Origin of the sequence: Hanstruepera ponticola, assembly GCF_002940745.1 — a bacterium.
Classification (GTDB): domain Bacteria; phylum Bacteroidota; class Bacteroidia; order Flavobacteriales; family Flavobacteriaceae; genus Hanstruepera; species Hanstruepera ponticola.
Genome location: NZ_POTB01000001.1, coordinates 1,266,602 through 1,284,955 on the forward strand (window position 1 = coordinate 1,266,602; position 18,354 = coordinate 1,284,955).

The window sequence follows — 18,354 nt, forward strand, 5'->3', positions numbered from 1 at the left end:
TTTTTGTTAGACAAATAACCTTCTTTATGAATAAATTGCTATTTGCAAATATTATCTGCCGCGACCTCCACCTCTTCGACCTCCATACATTTCCCGCATTTCTTCCATTTTATTTTTTACAATTTCGTTGTATTCTTTTCTTGTGACTTCTTTACCTTTTGATGGCTTTTTTATCTCATCCTTTTCTTCTGGGTTCAGTACAATTTTTGTACACAGCATGGTTGTTCTATCAGCATTAATTTCCAAAATTAATCCAGGCAACCCTGAATATTCTCCTGGACCATTGTTTACTGGTATTTGTGGTGTGTACCAAGCTGTAACAATAATTTCTTTAGGAACTTCAATCTCATCCATAGGGTTTTTATTTTCTGCATCAGCCGATTCCGTAGAATCCTTTTTCTTTTCCGCATCATCCTTATCTCTGTTCCTTCTTCTCATACTACTCCAATCAAACTCGTCCACTTTTTTTACAGCAGTTGCTTTAAAACAGGTGTATTGACCAATCTGTTTGGTTTCAGTGCCCATTTCCCATTGTAAATCTGGTAAAGAATCTTTTATTAAAAATTGTTTTCCAAAAAACTCCTGTTCTTGCAAAATTTCCTGCTCTTTTACATTTTTATACTGCGCGCCACCTGTAAAACTACTCATCATACTAAATCCGCGGCCGCCACCAGCGCCTGGAGCCTCTAGTTTTTCATCTTCTTTATAAATAGATTCTGATTGTGTGAAGGTCAGAATGTATTGCTTTTCCAAAAAGCTCTTCATACGTTCCATGATTTGCTTTTTTTGTTGTTCACTCATTTGACCTCTTCCCCAATTATCCAAATCCATAGTTGTTTTGGTTTGATAATAGGCTTTACCTTGAAAGTCTTGTTGCGCAATTGAAATAAATGGAATTACCATTAAAAGGCAAATGGCAATCATTTTTTTTGGAAATAGTCTCATTGATAGTAGTCTTAATTATTATTTAAAGATACCTAATAATTACTATAAGACTCATAAACCCATAAAATGTTTAATGCATAACTGTTAAAATTATCACAAAAAATTAACCGCCTATTCTGATTTCTACATTTTCACCTCGCCTATCCTCATTCCAATTCGACTTCATGCGCTCTTGCATTTCCTTTACTTTTTTGTCCATAATAGCATCATATTCTTCTTGATTAATCTCCTTGCCTTTTTTAGGCTCCTCAATATCTAGTTGCTTCTCTGGATTCAAAATAATTTTACTACATATCATGGTCGTGGTTCCATCATTAACTTCTAAAATCAAACCAGGTAAACCATGATAATTTGCAGGCCCATTGTTTACAGGAATTTGAGGTGTATACCAGGCTGTTACAGTCACTTTTTTCATTTCTGGTTCTTCACCAACTTCAGCATCCAGATCTCTATCACCATTAATACTAATTCCGCTTTGAACAACTTCAACTTCACGTATTTTGGTTGCTTTTAAACATTCATATTCTCCAATAAATTTCTTTTCATTAGTCAGCTCCCAGTCATGCTCCTCAAGTTTGTCTTTAATTAAGAATAACTTACTAAATGACTCATTTTGATTGGTGTAACGATTTTCTTTTAAATTTTTATAGAGCAAATCTGCACCTCCAGTATTAATGACCATTAATTCAACACCCGCTGGTTGTGGTGCCTCTAATTCTTCATCTTCTTTATACGTTGAAGCTTCTCTATTAAAACTTAATATATAAGTTTTTTGAAATTGCTTTTTCAACATATCCATCATTAGTTGATGTTGTTCTGAATTAACTTGTGTACTATCTAACTGAATATCTATCTTTCTAGATGTTTTGTAGATAGCTTTGCCTTGAAATTCTTGTGCCATGATAATAGTTGTCACAAATGTAAAAGCAAGTAAAATAACTATTCGTTTCATAATTTGATGTTTAATGATTTTTACTTTACAAATATGCTTCACGCAAATCCTTTTTTAAGTTAACCAGTGTTAACGTGTGTTAACCGATTAGTTATAATAAATTTTAACATATACATTTGAAACATGAATGACGTTCGCTATAAATGGATTCTCAATACAATAGTAGTGGTGATTTTATGTACTATTGCTATTCAAGTGTATTGGAATTATAAAAACTACTTGAATAGTAAACAGCAGCTTATTAACGATGTCCAAGTGAGTCTTGACAACGCTGTTGACAATTACTATGCGAAAATGGCAGAACACAACACCCTTGCTTTTGCTTTTAGTTTAGACGATTCAACAAGTATTCATGATCACAATCAAAAAATAGACAGTATCATTGAAAAATTTGATTTTTCATCAAAAAACGATTCTATAAAAATCGAAATATTTGACGATGTTTCAATTTTAAATGATTCTAAATCCATTCAAAAGAAAACTTTAAAAAAATGGCAACCTATTAAACTTGAAATGGGAGTCAATGACCATTTATCAATAGATTCCTTGACCACAGACTCTTTTAAACTATTGACTTCCAAAGTCATTTATTCAATGACAAATGATAGCTTAAAAATTGACCGATTAGATTCACTAGTGCAATTAGAACTTTTAAGAAAAAATCTTAATATTGATTACGGATTATTGTTTAAATCTCCATTCAATAATCTTGAATCAAAAAAATTCAAATCCCTAAAAAATCCAAATTTAAGAACAGCTTCAAAATCAGCTTATCTACCAAATTCCAGCGAGTTAGAAATACATTTCGCAAATACCACCATCCTTATTTTAAAACGAATTATGCTGGGGATTTTTATATCGCTGTTATTAATTTTGGCAGTGATAGGGTGTTTGTTTTATTTATTAAAAATAATCAAGCATCAAAAACAATTAGCTGAAGTAAAAAATGACCTTATTAGCAATATCACTCATGAATTTAAGACACCTATAGCAACCATAAGTGTGGCCATTGAAAGCATTAAAAACTTTAACACACTTAAAGACCAAGCAAAGACCAAAAGCTATCTCGATATGTCATCCAATCAATTAGATAAACTAACTATTATGGTAGATAAACTGTTGGAAACGGCGACATTAGATAGTGAGAACCTAGACTTGAATAAAGAAAGTTGTAATATAACAGAGCTTTTAGAAAATCTTGTTACTAAATATCAAATGCAATCAGATGACAAGACCATCACCTTAATAAAACCGGAACAGACTATTCATGCTCAAGTGGATATTTTTCATTTTGAAAATGCAATAAGCAACGTTATTGATAATGCCGTAAAGTACGGCGGAAGAAATATTTCTGTAGAACTCATTCAAACAGCAATCTCTTTCTCAATTATCATTTCTGATGATGGAAATGGATTAGACAAACATTTAAAAGATCAAATATTTGATAAATTTTATCGTGTTCCTAAAGGGAATACACATGACATTAAAGGTTTTGGAATTGGATTATATTATACCAAGAAAATAATTGAAAAGCATAATGGCGTTATAACTGTTGCTGTTGAATTGAATAAAACACTATTTAAAATGACTTTGCCTAATGCATAAAAAAATAACTATTTTATTGGCCGAAGATGAACCTGCTCTGGGACTGATAATCAAGGAAAGTCTAGAAACACGGCATTTTCATGTTTTACTATGTGAAAATGGAGAGAGAGCTTTTCAGGTATATCAGGAACATCAACCAGAATTATTGGTTTTAGATGTCATGATGCCGAGAAAAGATGGTTTCACACTTGCTAAAGAAATCAGAGCCATTGATGACACCATTCCTATTATTTTTTTAACTGCAAAATCACAAACTCAAGATGTTGTTGAAGGTTTTACAATTGGTGGTAATGATTATCTAAAAAAACCTTTTAGCATGGAGGAATTAATTGTGCGAATAAATAATCTTATAAAAAGAAAAGAAATTCAAAACACTACTGAAATCATATCATTGGGGCAATTTACTTTCAATTTTCCCAAGCAGCTTCTTCAGTTTAATTCTGAAGAACCACTGCAACTAACCCATAGAGAAGCGCATTTGCTTTTTCATTTAATAAAAAACAAAAATCAAGTCTTGGACCGCTCATTAATCTTAAACAAACTTTGGGGAAATGATGATTTTTTTAGTGCGAGAAGTATGGATGTGTTTATATCCAAACTTCGAAAAAAACTTCACCAAGATGAATCCATTCAAATTCTAAACGTTCGTGGTTTTGGATACAAATTAATCTGCTGATTTTTGGATTGATTTTTGTACTTTTCAAGTCTAATGAAATGGCTTAACTATATTCTTATTTTTTTCTCTATTACGGTCTATTCGCAAGACAGTATTATTCCAGTTATAAAACAGCAACGAAAACTAGATGTTTCAAAAATTATTGGCATTGACAATTTTGGCACCGAGTATTATGTAACAAATAATATTCTTTACAAGAAAACTCCCGAAACCACCATTAATTATAGCAATGTACAATTGGGTAACATCACAACGGTGAATACTTACAATCCTTTAAAAATTGTTTTATTCTATCAGGACTTTAACACCGTTATTATTTTAGACAATAGATTGGCTGAAGTATTTAAAATTGATTTTAACACAACACAAACTTACAGAAATGTTAGTCATGTCTCTATTGGTAATGATAATACCATTTGGATTTTTAATAGAGATATTCAACAATTAGAACTTTACGATTACAAGCTTAAACAAGTGCGTGCCACGACACTTCCTGTTACTTCTGAGGTCTTGGATTTAAAAAGTAATTATAACTACTGTTGGTTACTAACTGAAAACTTTGTCTATAAGTACAATTACTTTAGCAGTCTGCTTTATAAAATAAAAAATGAAGGCTACCAGAAATTAGCTGAAACAAATGATAATATTCTTTTACAAAGAGAAAATGAGCTACTTTATTTAGATGACAAAACACAAAAAATCCTACCACTAAATTTACCGGAATTGTTAATAAAACAGTTTTTAGTAACCACCGAAACCTTGTATATTTACGATTCCAAAATTCTACATGAATTCCAACTAAAAAATTAATTGATATATGCACGTTGCAGTAGCCGGAAATATAGGCGCAGGAAAAACTACGCTCACAAAATTATTAGCTAAACATTATAAATGGGAACCTCAATTAGAAGATGTAGTTGACAATCCCTATTTAGATGATTTTTACAATCAAATGGAACGCTGGAGTTTTAATTTACAGGTGTATTTTTTAAATAGCCGTTTTCGTCAGGTTGCTCAAATACGTGAAAGTGGCAAAGATATTATTCAGGATAGAACCATTTATGAGGATGCTCATATTTTTGCACCAAACCTTCATGCGATGGGTTTAATGACTAATCGTGATTTTGAAAATTACCGTTCGCTTTTTGATTTAATGGAATCCTTTGTGCAAGGACCTGATTTACTGATATATTTAAGAAGCTCTATTCCAAATTTGGTAAATCAAATTCATAAACGCGGACGCGATTATGAAAACTCTATTAGCATTGATTATTTAAGCAGATTAAATGAGCGCTATGAAGCTTGGATTCACGGTTACGATAAAGGAAAATTATTGATTATTGATGTGGACAACATGGACTTTGTCTCTAACCCAGAAGATTTAGGGACAATTATTAACAAGATTGAAGCTGAAATACACGGCTTATTTTAATCATTATCTTATAAAACCGTGTTCTCGTGCATGCGCAACAGCTTGTTCGCTAGAATCTACCAACAGTACAGGAGTTGTTTTGTAAGATTCAAACAGCCCTCTTATACGAAGCATTTTTTCTTCATGCTTAACGCTTCGCAAATAAATAGCTTTTACTCGGTTTGGATATGATTGGGCAATCTCTATATAAATATCAGCATCATGTTCGCCACTATCGCCAATTAGGATGAAATTTAAATCCGGATAGGTTTTAAGGATATGCATTATTTCCAATTGCTTTTGTGGTTTTTCATCAGTCGTATTTCTTTTGAAAACGGTCGACATACTCCTCAATAAAATAGGCCCTTTTGGAAAATTATGCTTCTTTAAAAAGTACTCCAAATATCTGTACATGTTCCAGGGGCTATGACTTACATAAAAAATTGGATTGGCATTTTTGCCTGATTTCCCTCTGTGAAGTAAATGATAAAATTCAGCAGTTCCTTTGAGAGGCTCTCGCCTAAATGCTCCTTTAAAAATAGTGTTGTAAAGAACACGCCATTTTAGTTTAGAAACCACACCTGTGTGTAATATGGTATCATCAATATCACTTATAACTCCAAATTCTGATGCTTCAGAAGGAATTAACATTTCAGCAGGAAAACGATTTTCATTCTGAATAACTCGTTGTATGTTGACATCTTTGTAAGAAGCCACTATTGGAAGCCAACCTTCGCTATTACACAATAACTGTAAATTGGTTAAATTTTCTTCTACTCTAAAATAACCATGCTCATCAGTAGTCGTAGAAATCACCTTATCATTTGGCAGCCTTAAGTTGATAGCCACATGCTTAACTTCGTCACTTTCAAAACGCTTAAAAGAATTGATAAACAAATTAAACCACCCCTTTGCTTCAAGGTTTATTGATTCGTCTTCGAGTGCTCTACCGCGCAGATAAAAATGGTTTTGCGTGCCATAACTCTGAAAAGTAATTATTTGAAATGGATCTTTTTTTATCATTTTCTCAAAATTAATGTGTAATAAATAAAAAACCACGCTAATTAGCGTGGTTTTTCAATTCAAATATTATCGCAATATCTATTCTTTAATAACTTCTTCCTCAATGGTCATGTCCGTTATTTTTTCTTTAAATTGAGTTGAAGAAGCTTTTAATTCTTCAATCTTTTCCTGTACTTCATTACGAGTACCAGTTATAATGCGCTCATCAATAACAGGTTTATCATTTTCAAAAGTAGTTGTTTGCACTATAGCTTTCACAATATCATCACCCACAATTTGCATATCTACAAACACTTTTTTTACAACTTCTTCATTAACAACCTCATCATTTAAGGCGACCCCTTCCTCAATAGCATGCCCTCCTAAAATTGGTGCAATTACTAAACCAATTAAGCAAGTTAATTTAATTAATATATTCATTGATGGACCAGATGTATCTTTGAACGGATCTCCAACAGTGTCACCAGTTACAGCCGCCTTATGAGCGTCTGATCCTTTATATGTCATTTCACCATTAATTTCAACACCAGCTTCAAAAGACTTTTTAGCATTATCCCATGCACCTCCTGCATTGTTTTGGAAAATTGCCCATAACACACCAGAAACTGTAACACCAGCCATATAACCACCTAACATTTCCGCAATAGCAACATGACTCATTCCAAATAACATGGGCACAAAGGCAATTACTAATGGGAATCCAATAGTTAATAAACCTGGTAACATCATTTCTTTTAAAGATGCTTGTGTAGAAATCGCCACACATTTATCATATTCTGGCTTACCAGTTCCTTCCATAATTCCTGGAATATCTCTAAACTGACGACGTACTTCTTCTACCATTTCCATAGCAGCTTTACCTACAGCATTCATTGCTAAAGCAGAAAATACTACAGGTACCATACCTCCAACAAATAACATGGCTAATACTGGTGCTTTAAAAATGTTAATACCATCTATACCAGTAAACGTTACATAAGCAGCAAATAATGCTAAGGATGTTAATGCTGCAGAAGCAATAGCAAATCCTTTACCAGTTGCGGCAGTAGTGTTACCAACTGAATCTAAAATATCTGTACGCTCTCTTACAATTGGTTCTTGTTCGCTCATTTCGGCAATACCACCTGCATTATCAGAAATTGGTCCAAAAGCATCAATAGCTAACTGCATTGCAGTTGTGGCCATCATTGCAGAAGCTGCTAATGCTACACCATAAAATCCAGCAAATGCATAAGATGCCCAAATGGCTCCAGCAAATAATAATACTGAAGGGAATGTAGATATCATACCTGTTGCTAAACCAGCAATAATGTTAGTTCCAGCTCCAGTAGATGATTGTTGTACAATATTTAATATTGGCTTTTTACCTAATCCTGTATAGTATTCAGTAACTGAAGAAATAACTGCTCCAACAAATAAACCAACTAAAGTGGCATAAAATACACGCATTGAAGAAATCTCTTGCAAACCTTCTCCGAAGAAATTCATCTTCATAGTTTCAGGAAGCATATACATACATAATCCGAAACAAGACAATGCAACTAAAGCAATAGATGTCCAGTTACCAATGTTTAAAGCACCCATTACTTGAGCTTCTTTAGCATCGTTAGATTTAATTTTAACTAGCATCGTACCTATTATAGAGATAATGATTCCTGCACCTGCAATTGCCATTGGTAATAAGATTGGTCCAATACCTCCAAAGGCTTCACCAATGTTACCACCCATATCTTTAATTACATAGTTACCAAGAACCATTGCTGCTAATACTGTTGCAACATAAGATCCAAATAAATCAGCTCCCATACCTGCAACATCACCAACATTATCTCCCACGTTATCTGCAATAGTAGCAGGATTACGAGGATCATCTTCTGGAATTCCAGCCTCTACTTTTCCAACTAAATCAGCTCCAACATCAGCAGCTTTTGTGTAGATTCCTCCACCTACTCTTGCAAATAATGCAATAGATTCTGCTCCTAAAGAAAAGCCAGCTAAAGTTTCTAATACAATTGTCATATCCATTGTATTAGTCCAAGCCCCATCCATAAATACATGGAAAAAAATAATAAAGAAAACTGTTAAACCTAAAACGGCTAAACCTGCAACACCAAGTCCCATTACAGTTCCACCTCCAAAAGATATATTTAATGCTTTTGGTAAGCTGGTACGTGCAGCTTGCGTAGTTCTAACATTCGTTTTTGTGGCAATTTTCATCCCGATGTTTCCAGCAAAAGCAGAAAATATAGCTCCAAAAACAAAAGCTATTACAATTAGCCAATGCGTTGTAGGTACAATAAAAGACACAACAGCTAATAATGCTGCAACAATTACAACAAAAACTGTTAATAATCTATATTCTGCATTTAAAAATGCTAGGGCTCCTTCGTAGATATGATCTGAAATTTCTTTCATCTTTCCATCTCCAGCATCTTGTTTCATTACCCAAGATTTCTTTACAAGCATGTAAATTAATCCTAAAAGTGCCAAAGCTATTGGCATGTAAATCATCATTGATTCCATATTATTTAGTTTATATTTTTAATAATTAGCTGGGCAAAAGTAGTGAAATCGATTTTAATAGAAAAACCCTACTAAACAATACATTTAGTAGGGTTTTAAATTTATTATTTTACCTTAAACTATATAGTGAAATTACCTTTGGCTTTGTGTTCGCTATTTTCATAGCGTTCTACACATTTGTTGAATATATCATAGGCTTCTTGGGCATTTCCCCAACCACCTACATCTACTTTCTTTTTTTCTAAATCTTTATAGACTTGAAAAAAATGGGTAATTTCTTTTTTTCTATGCGGATTTAAATCTTCAATATCATTATAACTGTTCCAAATAGGGTCACTAACTGGTACACAAACCAATTTTTCATCTGGTCCTTTTTCATCTGCCATGTGAAAAACACCAATAGGCTTTACCTCCATAACGCACATAGGAAACGTAGGTTCTGTACCCATTACCAAAACATCTAAAGGATCGCCATCTAATGCCAAGGTTTCTGGAATAAATCCATAATCACCTGGATACATCATAGAAGAAAACAACATACGATCAAATCGTATTTTATTTAATTCAAAATCGTATTCATATTTATTACGGCTACCTTTTGGTATTTCAATCAGTACATCAAATGTCGTTTTACCCTTATTTGTCATTGTTAATTTTTTAGGACTGCAAAGGTACGGAAGTGTTTGCGTTTGGGCAACATTATGAATTGACTTTATACTTTTTTCTAATTAACTAGTTACCAACAATTAATGTTAAAATAAAAATCCTCATTTCATTTTTTTATATCTTTCAACTCCAATCAAAAAACCAAAACAACATATTTAGCATGAGACTTCTATTAATCATTCTCGTTTCTCTTTTTAGCTTTCCAAATATCCAATCGCAAACCCAACCTTGGCAAGGTAAGTTTGAACCCATTGATAATATGATAGCACCTCCAAACAGTTATCGCACAGCTAGTGGTGCACCAGGAAAAGCCTATTGGCAACAACGTGCCGATTACAAAATAAAAGCGACGCTTGACGAAAAGAATAATATGCTAACAGGTGAAGAAACTATTACGTATTATAACAATTCTCCAGATAACTTAAGTTACCTCTGGATTCAATTAGAACAAAATGTCAACAAAAAAGGAAACCCAGATTTTGGTGATGCTTTTGGTGGTGTTCGTGATAATATGACTACCAGACAAATGCAAAGCTTAACGCGTGCTATTGATTTTCCTGCTGGTTATACTATAAAATATATAAAAGACAGTTCAGGTAAAGACATGCAAGCCTTGGTAAATAATACCATGATGAAGGTCATGCTAAAGGAACCCTTAAAATCTGGCGAATCTATGAGTTTTTCTTTGGCATGGTCTTACCCAATTACTGATAGAAGTATGTTCTTACTGTCTCGTGAAGGATATGAATATTTTCCCGAAGATAACAACACAGTGTACTTAATTGCACACTGGTTCCCGAGAATGGCCGTTTACAATGACACTGAAGGGTGGCAAAATCAACAATTTCAGAGATTAGGTGAATTTGCTTTAGAATTTGGTGATTATGATGTTGAAATTTCTGTTCCTGAAGACCATATTGTAGCTTCAACAGGACGACTTCAAAATAGTGAATCGGTTTTAACCAAAACACAAAGGCAACGTTTGGAACAAGCGGAAAAAACATTTGACAAACCTGTGATGATTGTTACTATAGATGAAGCTATAGCCAATGAAAAATCAAAAGCATCCAAACTAAAAACTTGGAAATACACGGCTAAAAATGTGCGTGATTTTGCTTTTGCTTCGTCTCGTAAATTCATTTGGGATGCTCAAGCAGTTCAGTTAGAGACTAATAAGGTTATGGCTATGTCATTTTACCCAAAAGAAGGCTTGCCTGTTTGGAAAGATGAGTCAACAAAAGCGGTAAAAGCTGCATTAGAAGTGTATTCCGAAGCTACTTTTGAATATCCATATCCTGTAGCTATTTCGGTTAACACCTCGAACATTGGTATGGAATTCCCAATGATTAGCTTCAATGGTGGGCGCCCTGATAAAAATGGGAAAATTAGCGATCGTGCTAAACAAGGTATGATAGGCACCATTATTCACGAAGTTGGTCACAACTGGTTTCCCATGATAGTTAGTTCTGATGAGCGTAAGTGGATGTGGATGGACGAAGGACTGAACACCTTTTTACACCAACGAACTGTTGCCGAACGCTATCCAGAATTTCATAGTACCGAACCAAAAGATATTGTTCCGTTTATGCAAGGTGATAAGAATATTTTACGCCCAATTATGACGACTTCTGACAGTGAGTTATTAACCCAATTTGGTGCTAATTTCTATCAAAAACCGACTGTTGGATTACAAATGCTTCGTAACTCTATTATTGGTAAAGAACTGTTTGACCAAGCGTTTAAAGAATATGCCAATCGATGGAAATATAAGCACCCTAATCCAGGTGATTTATTTAGAACTCTAGAGGACGCAACAGCGACAGATTTAGACTGGTTTTTTAGAGGATGGTTTTTTACAACGGATAATGTTGATATGGAGTTAACCGATGTAAAATGGTATAAGGTTTATGAAGAAGATTTGAATATTGAAGACCAACAGAAAAAAGTGAAAATTGCGGCGACTGTTGAAGGCACTGAACAAAAAGCAAAAGATTTTTCCAGTGGACTAGATATGATTAAACTATCAGAAACACCAGATCAAGCTTATGGCGGATTTCTATCACGTTTAGATGAAGATGAATTACGCAAACAAGTTTCAGGAAAAAATATTTACGAAGTAACTATCAAGAATATAGGTGGATTAGTCATGCCTGTAAAAATTGAATGGGTTTATAAGGATGGTTCAAAAGAAACAGATGTACTACCAGCAGATATTTGGAGAAGAAACGAATATCAGGTTTCTAAAACATTTCTAAAGGACAATGAAGTTGAAAAAGTGAATTTAGATCCAAACTTTGAATTTGCCGATACTAATATGACTAATAACAGTTTCCCAAAAGTTGAGGAAACATCTCAATTTGATGAGTTTAAGAGCAAAAAAAGTGATTAGAATACAAACCCAAAACTTCCTGTAATTCCAAAATCTCGAGCTCCAGGATTATCCAAGTAATTACCTCTAAAATTAAAGTCAATTCTAAAAACCTTGAAAATATTGCCAATACCAAAACTGTATTCGTAATATATTTCATCAGTTGGAGCTACCAACGGAATATTAGAAGGTGCACTTAAAGCTATGTTTTCATCAGAAATTTGTCCCCAAACGCCTCTTATTCCAATTATTTCACGCCAATTTAGTTTACGCAGTAATGGTATTCTTGAAAATAACCTACCGTTAAAATTGTGTTCTAAATGAAGTGACGCATAAGTGTCAGTTACAAATTCATAAAAATTTAATTGAGAAAAGGATTTATAAATCGAGAAATAGGACTGGTTACCAGGAACTACACTTAATAATCCCAAAGGCACTTCTCCAAATGTTTTACCTACCTCAATAGTAGAATACAATCTTCCAAATCCTCCTAAAATCCATGGTTGTATATATGAAAATTGCCATTTTGTATAGGTGAAATCACTTTTAAACAAATCATCCCTACCAACACTTAATTGTGCAAAGATTGAAGCATAGGTATCATTAGCGTTACGTCGTTCTACTCCGTAACCAGACATTTTTCTGCCAGGAAAATAAGAAACTGATAATGTACTTTCAAATTGTTTTACTTCAGATGAAATTCCAGTTGGCGACTCTGGGTCAATATAATCTAAACTGAATGTTGGTGATGCCGATGAAAGCGTTCTATAATCGCCACCTACACGGAACATCACATTCTTAATAGGCTCTATTTCAATAGCTAAAGCTGTTAAATTTATATTTGAAAGTTTATCATTTGGTGCTGTAGTAAAAACAGCATTAGATGCTAAACTACGCCCTAAAACGTCCGTTGAAGTGGTTAAACTAGCTCCAATTTGTTCTATATCACGTCTATGTCCTGCCGAAATGATGAGACGATTTCGTTTATTCAACAACCATTTAGCCGAAAAACCATACTTAAACTTATCATCATTAAAACCATATGCAATAAATCCTTGTAAGCGCCATAAGTCGTTTGGACCAAAGTAAGTCCTTCCTCCTGTTCTTAACCTGATGCCTTCAACATCATTATATCCAACAGTTGAAAAAATGGGTCCATAATCCAAATTCCAATCATCAAATTCAATATATCCTGAAGCCAATATACTACCAACATTATAGAGACGCTTGAATTTTTTGACTGTTTTAAGGGTATCTAGCATTTTATAAACCCCTTTCTCATCCTTACTCAAGGCTTCCATGCGATTAGCTTCCCAAAAGGCATCTTCACGATTGTAGGCATCTTTATCGTAGTCAAAAACTTCTTCTTTATAAAACTTTTCATCTTTGACCTCATCAAAAACATAATTATCATAAAGCGTCGTACGCTTTCCATAAACACCTCGAGACTTTTCCTTTTTATTAAACGTAAAATCGGACATAAAATAATCACGCTTAATCAAAAAAACCGAGTCATTTACAACATCAAACTCTTGTTCAATATAAATTTCCTTAACCCAGTTAATATTAGCACTTTTGGAGGCTTGTAAATTGATTTCCTTTATGGCATAAGTAGTATCATTCACCCAAAAATCACCTTTAAATGTCAGTTCATTCTTTCGCCTTGGGTAATAAATGATGTTATAACACCATTTATCGCCAATGAAAGCACTATCTGCCAACACATAATTATAGGTGTTAATACCAGTTTTAGACAAAGGGCTAACAAAACTTTTATCAAAGAATTTTAGATAATTCTCATACACATCATATTGTGAATACAAGTCTTTAATGAAGTCTATGATAGCTTGGTTGTTACTAAAACCTGAATTTTTATTTCCCTTAAGCACTAGTTTTTCTTTATCCAAAATATTGTCTCCGTAAACCTTTGCTGCTTCTTCATTTATAAAAATGGGTAAATAGGTTTTTCCTGTTACTTTTGAAGTGTCTACCTGTTCAAAAACAAACTCCATACCCTTAAACAGGTTACTTTTTATAAGTGAACTGTCAATAGTATTCAAATCGAATTCTACCTTTTCATATCTATCATAAGCATATTGATTAAATTGCCTAAGGCCATTCTGACGTTTTCGTTCCCATATTTTCTGTAATATGGCTATTGCTGGATTTTCTTCGGCTTTTTTGGATTGTTTTCCTGAAACAATGACTACTTCATTTAAAGCTGCAGCTTCTTCTTCAATAACGAAATTTAAATCGTAATTAACTCTTTTAGTTAGTGGAAATTCAATGGTTTTATATCCTACAAATGATACGATAAGTGTATCCCAAGTTTCATCAGATTCTAAATAAAATCGCCCATTTTCATTGGTGATAGTTCCTTCTGAAGAGTTTTTAAAAATAATATTGGCATATGCTACTGGCTCATTGCCTTCATCAATAACATGCCCACTAACTTTAGTTTGGGCAAAAACGGATGAGCATCCGATAAAGAGCAATGTAATAAGTAGATTAAACTTCATAATTATAAAAAAACTTCATCAACAATGTTGCCAATGAAGTTTATTTAACGTAGAAAACGCCATTTTATTTATACATAACCTTTTTGACTGCCTTTATAACATCGTTACTGTTTGGCAACCATTCTTCCAATAATACAGGAGAATATGGAGCAGGTGTATCTGCCGTATTTATCTTTATAATGGGCGCATCTAAATAATCAAAAGCTTTTGATTGCACCTGATAAGTAATTTCAGTGGCAACATTACCAAATGGCCAAGCTTCCTCAAGAATTACCAATCTATTAGTCTTTTTTACTGAATTTAGAATAGCATCATGATCCATTGGTCTTACCGTTCTTAAATCAATAATTTCACATGAAATACCTTCTTTTTCAAGTTCTTCAGCAGCTTTATAAGCTTCCTTTATAATTTTACCAAATGACACGATTGTAACATCAGTTCCTTCTCGTTTGATATCAGCTACACCAATAGGAATAACATATTCGCCTTCAGGAACTTCACCTTTATCACCATACATTTGCTCACTTTCCATAAAAATGACCGGATCATCATCACGAATAGCTGATTTTAATAAACCTTTTGCATCATAAGGATTAGACGGTACTATTACTTTTAAACCAGGCGTATTAGCAAACCAACTTTCAAAAGCTTGCGAATGTGTTGCTGCCAATTGACCTGCTGAAGCAGTAGGTCCTCTAAAAACAATTGGGCATTTGAACTGGCCACCTGACATCTGTCTTATTTTAGCAGCGTTATTAATTATTTGGTCTATTCCAACCAAGGCAAAATTAAACGTCATAAACTCAACGATTGGTCTGCATCCTGTCATTGTAGATCCTACCCCAATTCCTGCAAAACCTAATTCGGCAATAGGCGTATCAATTACGCGTTTGGGTCCAAATTCATCCAACATACCTTTACTGGCTTTGTATGCACCATTGTATTCAGCTACTTCCTCACCCATTAAATAAATGCTGTCATCTGCACGCATTTCTTCACTCATGGCTTCACAAACAGCTTCCCTAAATTGAATTGTCTTCATGTAATTACTTATTATGATGAGCAAAAATAGGAATAAATGAAAAACTTTACTTAATTGTTGTGATTAAAAATTTACTATGCGCGCATAGTAAAAATTCAGAATAAAATAAGTAACTTCGTAACCTCAAAAAATTATACGTTTTATTAAAAAATATCGATATGAAAATATTAGTATGTATTAGTCATGTTCCTGATACGACTTCCAAAATTAATTTTACAGAGAACGACACTAAATTTGACACTAACGGTGTTCAGTTTGTGATAAATCCTAACGATGAATTTGGACTAACCAGAGCCATGTGGTTTAAAGAAAAACAACAGGCAAATGTTACCGTTGTAAATGTAGGAGGTCCTGAAACTGAACCTACCCTTCGAAAAGCTTTAGCTATTGGAGCAGATAGTGCTATACGTGTTAACACAGCTGCAAAAGATGGTTTTCAAGTTGCAAAGGAACTAGCCAAAGTTGTTCAAGATGGTGGTTATGATTTAGTGATTGCTGGTCGAGAGTCAATCGATTATAATGGTGGTATGGTTCCAGGTATGTTAGCTGGTTTAACAAACGCCAACTTTGTAAATAATTGTATAAGCCTTGAAGTAGACGGTAACAATGCCAAAGCAACAAGAGAAATTGATGGTGGTAAAGAAACTGTCTCTACTGCTTTACCATTAGTTATTGGCGGACAAAAAGGTTTAGTAGAAGAAAGTGATTTGCGTATTCCAAACATGCGAGGTATCATGATGGCACGCCAAAAACCATTACAAGTTGTTGAGCCCGTTGATGCTCAAGCAGAAACTGATTCGGTAAAATTTGAAAAGCCAGCTCCAAAAGGTGCAGTAAAGTTAGTTGATGCAGATAATGTTCAAGAACTTGTGGACTTACTACACAACGAAGCCAAAGTAATTTAATTAACGTTCAAAAAAGAAAAAAATGTCAGTTTTAGTTTATACAGAATCAGAAGGCGGGAAATTTAAAAAAACCGCATTAGAAGTGGCCTCATATGCCAAAGCAGTGGCCGACAAAATGGGAACATCTGTTACAGCAATTACTTTTAACGCTGATGACACTAGTGTTCTTGGAAATCATGGAGTAGATAAGGTTTTAAAAGTGACTAATTCACAATTAGAGTCTTTTAATGCCAATGCTTATGCAAGCGTTATTGCGCAAGCAGTAAGAAATGAAAATGCTAAAGTGGTTATTATAAGCTCAAGTGCAGACAGTAAATATCTGGCACCACTTTTAGCCGTTGATTTAGAAGCAGGATATGCTTCAAACGTGGTTGAAGCACCTTCAAACACGGCGCCTTTTACAGTTAAAAGAACAGCCTTTACCAATAAGGCATTTAACATGACAACTATAAATACAGATGTGAAATTAGTGGGTGTTTCAAAAAATGCTTTCGGAGTTGTGGAGAACACTGCTTCGGCAACAGCTGAAGATTTTTCACCAAGTATTCCAGAATTAGGTGTTTCTGTTGAATCTGTGGATAAGGTAACAGGCAAAGTAACTATTGCAGATGCTGAAATAGTTGTATCAGGTGGTCGCGGATTAAAAGGCCCAGAAAACTGGGGAATGATAGAAGAGCTTGCCGATGTTTTAGGCGCAGCTACAGCCTGTTCTAAACCAGTGAGTGATTTAGGTTGGAGACCACATAGTGAACACGTTGGGCAAACTGGAAAACCCGTAGCTTCAAACTTATACATTGCCGTTGGTATTTCAGGTGCTATTCAACATTTGGCGGGAATTAATGCTTCAAAAGTAAAAGTAGTTATCAATACAGATCCTGAAGCACCTTTCTTTAAAGCTGCAGATTACGGGATAGTTGGTGACGCTTTTGAAGTAGTTCCAAAGCTAATAGAGAATTTAAAAACGTTTAAGGCACAACAATAAATATATTTTTTTTAAATTGTATTTATAAAGGGCTGTTTAAATTAGTTTAAAGTACCAAAAACTGTGTGTAACGGTTTGGTAAAGTCCTAATTTAAACAGTTCTTTGCTTTTTAATAGCCTATGAGTTTAGTACGACTGAAAATAAAAGGTATTTCCTATAGCCAAACACAAAATGGTGCTTATGCCTTAATATTGAATGAAGTAGATAGTGACCGTAAATTACCTATAGTTATTGGAGCTTTTGAAGCCCAATCTATAGCCATTGCCCTTGAAAAGGAAATCAGGCCACCTAGACCACTAACTCACGACCTTTTTAAAAATTTCGCCGATCGTTTTGACATCGTCGTAAAACAAGTGATTATCCACAAATTGGTTGATGGCGTTTTCTATTCCAGTATTATTTGTGAGCGGGATAAAATTGAAGAAATCATTGATGCACGAACTAGTGATGCCATTGCGTTAGCTCTGCGTTTTCAGGCACCTATTTTTACATACAAAAATATCCTTGACAAAGCAGGTATTTATCTCAAAATAAATCCGGAAACCGAAGACGAATCAGAAGAGGACAGCGTCCTAGTTGATGATTTAATTGCTGAAGAGCTTGAAACAGGATCGGTTCAGGAAAGCTATAAAAGTAAGTCTTTAGAAGAATTGCATAATTTACTTGATGAAGCTGTAGCCAACGAAGATTACGAGAAAGCAGCAAAAATAAGAGACGAAATTTCAAAACGCTAAAC

Annotated in this window: 15 protein-coding genes; 8 read left to right on the forward strand and 7 right to left on the reverse strand. The window is 34.0% G+C overall.

The window, feature by feature from the left end; genetic code table 11:
* Positions 1-51 precede the first annotated feature (51 nt).
* Both C1S72_RS05795 and C1S72_RS05800 read right to left on the reverse strand, forming a co-directional pair.
* Entirely contained in the window at positions 52-945 is an 894-nt protein-coding gene (locus C1S72_RS05795; RefSeq protein WP_104734695.1) for a GLPGLI family protein, read from the reverse strand.
* A 103-nt stretch (positions 946-1,048) separates the two neighbouring features.
* Complete coding sequence (locus tag C1S72_RS05800) at positions 1,049-1,897, reverse strand: GLPGLI family protein (protein WP_104734696.1); 849 nt, start codon at positions 1,895-1,897, stop codon at positions 1,049-1,051.
* Positions 1,898-2,020: 123 nt separating this feature from the next.
* Here C1S72_RS05800 and C1S72_RS05805 point away from each other — a divergent pair, with 123 nt between their 5' ends.
* Genes C1S72_RS05805 through C1S72_RS05820 form a run of 4 tightly spaced genes read left to right on the forward strand, consistent with a single transcriptional unit; the run spans position 2,021 to position 5,610 of the window.
* Positions 2,021-3,502 (forward strand): sensor histidine kinase, encoded by a 1,482-nt coding sequence (locus tag C1S72_RS05805; protein ID WP_104734697.1) that lies wholly within the window; start codon positions 2,021-2,023, stop codon positions 3,500-3,502.
* Positions 3,495-4,178, forward strand: a complete 684-nt coding sequence (locus tag C1S72_RS05810) for a response regulator transcription factor (protein WP_104734698.1) — start codon at positions 3,495-3,497, stop codon at positions 4,176-4,178. The genes C1S72_RS05805 and C1S72_RS05810 overlap by 8 nt, the downstream gene beginning before the upstream one ends.
* A gap of 33 nt (positions 4,179-4,211) precedes the next feature.
* The gene (locus tag C1S72_RS05815; protein WP_104734699.1) at positions 4,212-4,988 is read left to right on the forward strand and encodes a hypothetical protein; all 777 of its coding nucleotides are present in this window, start codon (positions 4,212-4,214) and stop codon (positions 4,986-4,988) included.
* Between the two features lie 7 nt (positions 4,989-4,995).
* Positions 4,996-5,610 carry a deoxynucleoside kinase gene (locus tag C1S72_RS05820; RefSeq protein WP_104734700.1) on the forward strand — a complete coding sequence of 205 codons (615 nt, stop codon included), beginning with the start codon at positions 4,996-4,998 and terminating at the stop codon, positions 5,608-5,610.
* A gap of 3 nt (positions 5,611-5,613) precedes the next feature.
* Here the strand turns inward: C1S72_RS05820 and C1S72_RS05825 are convergent, their stop codons facing one another.
* From C1S72_RS05825 to C1S72_RS05835, 3 genes are all read right to left on the reverse strand, one after another.
* Positions 5,614-6,612, reverse strand: a complete 999-nt coding sequence (locus C1S72_RS05825; RefSeq protein WP_104734701.1) for an App1 family protein — start codon at positions 6,610-6,612, stop codon at positions 5,614-5,616.
* 78 nt (positions 6,613-6,690) lie between these two features.
* The gene (locus tag C1S72_RS05830; protein ID WP_104734702.1) at positions 6,691-9,135 is read right to left on the reverse strand and encodes a sodium-translocating pyrophosphatase; all 2,445 of its coding nucleotides are present in this window, start codon (positions 9,133-9,135) and stop codon (positions 6,691-6,693) included.
* A 119-nt stretch (positions 9,136-9,254) separates the two neighbouring features.
* Positions 9,255-9,782, reverse strand: coding sequence for an inorganic diphosphatase (locus tag C1S72_RS05835; RefSeq protein ID WP_104734703.1), 528 nt, complete (start codon positions 9,780-9,782; stop codon positions 9,255-9,257).
* Between the two features lie 179 nt (positions 9,783-9,961).
* Between C1S72_RS05835 and C1S72_RS05840 the strand changes: the two genes are divergently transcribed.
* Positions 9,962-12,190, forward strand: coding sequence for a M1 family metallopeptidase (locus C1S72_RS05840; protein ID WP_104734704.1), 2,229 nt, complete (start codon positions 9,962-9,964; stop codon positions 12,188-12,190).
* On the opposite strand, the gene C1S72_RS05845 is transcribed toward C1S72_RS05840, so the two are convergent.
* Together C1S72_RS05845 and C1S72_RS05850 are read right to left on the reverse strand one after the other, a co-directional pair.
* Positions 12,187-14,688 (reverse strand): DUF5686 and carboxypeptidase-like regulatory domain-containing protein, encoded by a 2,502-nt coding sequence (locus C1S72_RS05845; protein ID WP_104734705.1) that lies wholly within the window; start codon positions 14,686-14,688, stop codon positions 12,187-12,189. The two genes, C1S72_RS05840 and C1S72_RS05845, sit on opposite strands and share 4 nt — an antisense overlap.
* Positions 14,689-14,752: 64 nt before the next feature.
* Entirely contained in the window at positions 14,753-15,730 is a 978-nt protein-coding gene (locus C1S72_RS05850) for a pyruvate dehydrogenase complex E1 component subunit beta (RefSeq protein ID WP_104734706.1), read from the reverse strand.
* 158 nt (positions 15,731-15,888) lie between these two features.
* On the opposite strand from C1S72_RS05850, the gene C1S72_RS05855 reads away from it, so the two are divergent.
* The 3 genes from C1S72_RS05855 (at position 15,889) to C1S72_RS05865 (ending at position 18,352) form a co-directional block, all read left to right on the forward strand.
* Positions 15,889-16,635: an electron transfer flavoprotein subunit beta/FixA family protein gene (locus C1S72_RS05855; RefSeq protein ID WP_104734707.1), complete on the forward strand. Its 747-nt coding sequence runs from the start codon at positions 15,889-15,891 to the stop codon at positions 16,633-16,635.
* 22 nt (positions 16,636-16,657) lie between these two features.
* Complete coding sequence (locus C1S72_RS05860) at positions 16,658-17,617, forward strand: electron transfer flavoprotein subunit alpha/FixB family protein (RefSeq protein ID WP_104734708.1); 960 nt, start codon at positions 16,658-16,660, stop codon at positions 17,615-17,617.
* Positions 17,618-17,737: 120 nt separating this feature from the next.
* A complete protein-coding gene (locus tag C1S72_RS05865) occupies positions 17,738-18,352 on the forward strand; it encodes a bifunctional nuclease family protein (RefSeq protein WP_104734709.1) in 615 nt (204 codons plus the stop codon).
* The last annotated feature ends 2 nt before the right edge of the window (positions 18,353-18,354 follow it).